Origin of the sequence: Luteibacter sp. CQ10, assembly GCF_040900725.1 — a bacterium.
GTDB lineage: Bacteria > Pseudomonadota > Gammaproteobacteria > Xanthomonadales > Rhodanobacteraceae > Luteibacter.
The window spans coordinates 1-6,307 of sequence record NZ_JAEUYM010000016.1 but is presented as its reverse complement, the minus strand read 5'-3'; the positions used below and the strand labels follow the sequence as shown (position 1 = coordinate 6,307).

Genomic DNA, 6,307 nt, shown 5'->3' with positions numbered 1-6,307 from the left:
GTTCCAGGCCGATCCATGACTCGGCGTGCGCCTGCGAACGCGCGTCGTCGTACGCCACGCACAACAACAGTCGATCGAACGCGATGCCGCTGGCGGCGAGCGCCTGGGCGAAACGCAACGCGTCCATCGTCGCGACTTCGTCCGCGGCTCGCGACATGCCACCCGCATAAACGATCGCGTCAAACGCGCCGTGCCGCGTGCCCGCTTCGACGAAAGCGCGCTGCCAGCCGTCCGCATCGGCATCGTCCAGGCCCATGGCCACCGCATCGTCATCGAGGTGGTGCATTCGCCAGGTCTGTGCGCAGCGGTCGGCCAAGGCCACGGTGGACGCCACCAGCAACACGCGGCGAACCACCGTCGATGCCTGCGGCGTCTCGACCCGGAACCACGTCTCACGTGCCGACACGACGTCCGTCGTCGCTTCGCCCCCGACGACGAGCGAAGCGGGCGGCGTCGCGCCGCCGATCCAGTAGTCCTGCCGATCGAAGGGATACGTCGGCAGCGACAGGCGTCGCGGCGTCCGCTCGCCATACAGCCGCTTCCAGTCCCATGCGGCGCCCTCTACCCAGGCTTCGGGCAAGAGCCGCGTCGCGCCACCGGCCAGCCACGCATCCAGCGCGCCTTCGATACGCTTGTCGCCCGCGGCCATAACGTGCTCCGCCTTGCCGAGGTACACGCCATCGACCGCCGCTTCGCCGGTGACGTGGCGGCGCAACCTCTCGCGCGCCTCGTCGAGAGAGGTCGCCACCACGGCCAGGCGATGGCTCATCTCCTCGCGACCGATCTGCAGGGTGAAGGCGACGCGGTCCAGCATCGCCCGGCCGTTTCCGTCGTCGATGCCGTCCAGGAACGCAAGCAACGCCCGTGCGTACGCATCGAGCTGCGCCTGGCCGCGCGCGGACAACGGCAGCAGTCGCGGCGCGTCGTCGGCGAATCGATCCACGTCGGTCGGTTCGATCCATTCTTCGAAGACCGCGTGCGCATTGGTGCCGCCGATGCCGAACGAGCTCAACGCCGCGCGACGTGGCGTCGGACCCGCGGGCCAGTCGGCCAAGCGGTCGACGACGCGGAATGGCGAGCCGGCCAGGTCGATCTGCGCATTGGCCGCCTTGAAATGGAGGGTCGGCGGGATGCGCGCATGGCCGAGGCTGAGCATCACCTTCAGGCAGCCGGCGAGCCCGGCGGCCGTATCGAGGTGGCCCATGTTGCTCTTGATCGAGCCGAGCCCGCAGAAGCCCGTGCGGTCGGTATGCCGCCGATAGGCCTCGCACAGCGCGCCGAACTCGATGGGATCGCCCAGCGGCGTGCCGGTGCCGTGGGCTTCGACGTAGCCGATGCTTTCCGCGTCGATGCCGGTCGTGCGCAGCAGCGTGTCGATGACCGCGGCCTGGCCCGCCGCGCTGGGCGCGTAGAAACCAGCCTTGTCCGCGCCGTCATTGTTCAGCGCGATGCCGCGCAGCATCGCGTAGATGTGGTCGCCGTCGGCGATCGCCTCGTCGGCACGCTTGAGCAGGAGCACGACGACGCCCTCACCCGACACCATCCCGTCGGCATCGCGATCGAAGGCCTTGAGGTGGCCGTCGCTGGAGAAATGCAGCCCCGGCTGGTGCAGGTAGCCGAGCGGCGCGTAAGGCAGGATCGTGGCCGCGCCGACCAGCGCGCGGGTCGATTCGCCGCTGAGGATGCTGCGATAGGCGCACGCCAGCGCGCTCAGCGACGACGAGCAGTTCGAGTGGACGAAAAGGCTCGGTCCGGTGAGACCGAGCTTGTGCGAGACCAGCGTGGGCAACGTGCCCGGCTGGGCCCATATCCAGCTCACGTATTCGTCCGAACGCTCCAGCACCGCCTTCGCCTGGGTGAACGCGGCCGCATGGTAGAAGGTCGAACTGGCCGACATGAACACGGCCGTGTCGGGGATGTCGGAGGCGCGGTAGCCGGCATCCTCGACGGCGCGCCAGGCGTGCTCCAGCAGGTGGCGGGCCTGCGGGTCGATCAGTTCCGCGTCGCGGGCGGTCACCCGGAAGAACGCGGCATCGAACGACGCCTTGCCCTCGATGGTGGCACGGGCGCCGACATAGCCCGGATCGGCCAGCAGGTCGTCGGGCACGCCGGCGTGGCGCGCCTGGGCCGGCGTCAGGAACTGGATCGTCTCCCTTCCGTTGCTCAGGTTGTCCCATAGCGTCGCGATGTCTTCGGCGCCGGGGACGTGGGCGGACGCGCCGACGATGGCGACGCAGCCGGCATACGACGGCACGTGCGCCGCCGGTGCCGCGCCCTCCGCAGACGCCGTAGCGGGCTCGCCGCGCATGGAGCCGACCTGGCGCAGTCGCGCCGCCATGCTCCGCACCGTCGGATGGCGGAACAGGTCGGTGACGCGAAAGGAAGGATCCAGCGACTCCGCCACCCGGCGCGCCACGGCCACGGCGAGGATGGAATCGCCGCCGGTATCGAAGAAGCCGGCGCGTGGATCGATATCGGCGCGCCCGAGGACGTCCGCCCAGATACGCGACAGTTGGGTTTCCAGGTCGTCGGACGTTGGGACCTCGGCAGGTTCCGGCGTCGGCGCGGTCGCGCCTTCCATCAGCGCGCGCCGATCGAGCTTGCCGTTGGCGGTCAGCGGCAAACGAGCCCACGTCTCGACCGTCGCCGGTACCAGGTGCTCGGGCAAGGCCTTCCGCAGCGCGGCACGCATCCGCCGCGCGTCGATCGCGATACCGTCCGGCGGCCGCACGCAGGCAACGAGCTCCCTGCGCCCGTCGCGCTCGCGAACCACCACGGCGCATTCGCGTGCCCACGGCGTGTCGAGTACGGCCGCTTCGATCTCCCCGGGCTCGATGCGCACGCCGCGGATCTTCACCTGGTGGTCGACGCGACCCAGGTATTCGATCCGGCCGTCCGCGTCGCGCCGGGCCAGGTCGCCGGTGCGATAGAGGCGGCCTCCGGGCGTCGTACCGAAGGGATCGGGCACGAACGCCGCCGCCGTCAGCGCGGCGCGACGCCGGTAACCGCGTGCCAGGCCCATGCCGCCCAGGTACAGCTCGCCCGTGGAGCCCGGCGCGACCTCGCGCAAGCGCTCGTCGAGGATGTGGGCCTGCGTGTTCCATATCGGCATGCCGATCGGCACGGACGGCGACTCGTCACCGGCGCGGCACTCGAACGAAGTGACGTCGATTGCCGCCTCGGTGGGCCCATACAGGTTGTGCAGGCGGATGTCCGGGTAGGCATCGAAGCAGCGCGCCGCCAGCGACGCCGGCAATGCCTCGCCGCTGCAGATCACCTGACGCAGCGACGGGCAACCCTTGCCGTCCGGCGACTGGGCCAGGAACGCCGCAAGCATCGACGGAACGAAATGCAGCACGGTGATCGACCGCTCGCGGATCGTCTCGCGAAGGTAGTGCGCGTCACGGTGGCCGTCCGGGCGCGCCAATACCAGGGTGGCGCCGTTCATCAGCGGCCAGAGGAATTCCCAGACCGAGACGTCGAACGTGTAGGGGGTCTTCTGCAACACGCGGTCGGCCGCGTCGATGCGGTAGGCGTCCTGCATCCATAGCAGCCGGTTCAACAGCGCCGCGTGCGATGTCTCCACGCCCTTGGGCTTGCCGGTGGAACCGGAGGTGTAGATGACGTACGCCAGGTCGGCCGCCGACGCGCGCGGGCGCGGATCGGTGGCGGGCCGAATGCTGAAGGCATCGGACTCGACCACGCACCATGGCGTCGCGCCCGCGGCGCGAGCCAGTGCGCGCTCCATCGACGGTGCCGTCGCGACCAGGGCGACGCGGGCGTCGGCGATCAGTTCGCGCAGGCGCGCCTCCGGCGCGTCCACGTCGAAGGGAAGATAAGCCGCGCCCGCCTTCAGCGTACCCAGCAGGGCGACGACCAACTCCAGGGAACGTGGGAAGACGAGGCCGACGACCGCGCCGGGTCCCACGCCACGGGCGATCAGTTCGTGCGCGAAGCGGTTGGCGCGCTCATTGAGCCCGGCATACGACCATGCGACGTCGTCGAGCGAGGCGGCGACGGCGTCGGGCGCCTGGCGAACCCTGTCTTCGAATAGCTCATGGACGAGGCGCCGCGTGTCGATCGGCACGTCGGGCCCCCGCGCGACGCCCATCGCGTCGCCGCCTTCGAATGCGCGATCCGGCTCGGCGACGGCCTGCGCGGCAAGTTCGGCGAAGTCGCGGCCCAGGCGTTCGATGGTGGCGGCGCGGAACAGACCCGCCGCGTACTCCCAGCGGATGGCCAGGCCGCCGTCGTGCTCGAAGAACTCGAGCGACAGGTCGAACTTCGCACCGCGACGGCCGATCGCCACGGGTGATAGCCCCACCTCGGGAAAGGCCGGCAGCGTGGCGTCGGCCTGCTGCAGCACGACCATCACCTGGAACAGCGACGCGCGCGCCAGGTCGCCCTGCGCGTGCGTTTCCGCCACCACGCGCTCGAAGGGAACGTCCTGGTTCGCATAGGCATCGAGCGCCGTTTGCCGGACCGAGCGCAGGAGCTCGCGAAAGGTCGGCACGCCGTCGAGGCGCGTGCGCAGCAGCACGGTGTTGGCGAAATAACCCACCAGGTCTTCCGTCTGGCGCGCCGTGCGACTGGCGACCGGCGTACCGACGGTGACGTCCCGCTGCCCGCTCCAGCGCGACAGCACCCGCTGCACCATCGCCACCAGCAACATGAACAACGTGGCGCCCTCGGCGCGGGCGAGTTCGCGAAGTCCCGCGACGATCGCCGGCGGCAGCGCGGTGAACGACTGTTCGCCTGCGAAGCCCGGCCGTTCAGGGCGTGGACTGTCGGTGGGCAGCGACACGCGAGGCAGATCGGCGAGCTTGGCTTTCCAGAAGGCCAGCTGGCCGGCCGTCGCGGCGTCGCCGGAGCGCGCGCGCTGCCATAGCGCGAAATCGGCGTATTGGATGTCCAGCCCGGGCAGCGCGCACGGCTCGTTGGCGATGGCGGCGCGGTAGAGCGCGGCCAGATCCCTCATCAGCACGGCGACGGAATGGGTGTCGCAGACGATGTGATGCAGTGTGATCGACAACGACCACGCGAGCTCCGATCGTCGGAACAAGGTCACCCGCCAGGCATGGTCGCGGGCGAGATCGAAGGGCCGGGCCGCCTCGTCTTCCATGGCCTGCCGCAGGGCGTCGTCTCCGTCCGGCGCGTCGACCACGCGCAGCGTCGGCGCAGCGTCGGACGTGTCCACCACCTGCACGGGACGGCCATTGCGCATGTCGAAGCGCGTGCGCAGGGTTTCGTGGCGCGCGGCGAGTTCGGCGACGGCAACGGACAGCGCGCGCTCATCCAGCGGTCCGTCGATGCGGAACGCCAGCGGCACGTGATACGCCGGGCTGTCCGGGTCCAGTTCGGCGAGAAACCACAAGGCTTCCTGCCCGAAAGAAAGCGGGCCGACGGCATCGGGTGGATAACGGCGGGGTATGCGCTGCGGATCGCGGTCGCGGCCGAGCAGCAACGCCACCAGTTCGGCACGCGTGGCGTCCAGCGATGCCAGGGGCGCCGACGCGCCCTCCTTCCTATGCTTCATGCGGTGAGTGCCTCAACCGGTTCAGTTCGCTGGCGACTTCCTCGTCGGACATGGCGAGTACACGGGCAAGCACGGCGGCCGATGCGGGGTCGTGGGCATCCTGCGTTGCCTGCGTCGCGTCGCGCAGGGCGCCGATTCGCTCGCACCATTGGCCCAGCACGGGTGCGTCGAACAGGCTCTGCAAGGGCACGTCGATGGCCAGCCGCTCGCGCACCCGCGCGAGCATCCGCATGGCGGACAGCGAATGGCCGCCCAGGCCGAAGAAGTTGTCGGTCATGCCTACGCGGTCGACCCGCAAGGTCTCGGCCCACAACGTCGCCAGCCATCGTTCGTCGAGATTGCGCGGCGCGACATGCTCGTGCGGGCGCTCGTTGAAGTCGGGCGCGGGCAAGGACCTGTAGTCGACCTTGCCATTGGGCGTCAACGGCAGCGCATCGAGCCGGACGAACGCCGAGGGAATCATGTATTCGGGCAACGCCCCGGCCAGCGCGGCGCGCAGGCCTTCCGGATCGACGACATGGTCCTGCTCCCCCCGCGTGACGACGTACGCCGCAATGTAGCGCTCGCCGTCGTCGCTTGTGAAGGTCGTGGCGGCCGCCTGGGCGATGCCGTCGATGCCGCGCAGCGCCGCCTCGATCTCGCCGGGCTCGATGCGGAAGCCGCGCAGTTTCACCTGGGCGTCGATGCGGCCCAAGTACTGCACGCGACCGTCGGCCAGGTAACGGACCAAATCGCCCGTACGGTACATCCGTGCGCCCGGCGGACCGAAGG

Annotated in this window: 2 protein-coding genes; both read right to left on the bottom strand. The window is 70.0% G+C overall.

Features of this window, described 5'->3' with window-relative positions; all coding sequences use genetic code 11:
• On the bottom strand, nucleotides 1-5,536 hold a 5,536-nt coding region (locus JNG39_RS21000), incomplete at its 3' end, for an amino acid adenylation domain-containing protein (protein WP_368313913.1).
• Nucleotides 5,526-6,307 (bottom strand): phosphopantetheine-binding protein (locus tag JNG39_RS20995; RefSeq protein ID WP_368313912.1); only part of this gene is annotated, 782 nt, incomplete at its 5' end. The genes JNG39_RS21000 and JNG39_RS20995, both read right to left, overlap by 11 nt.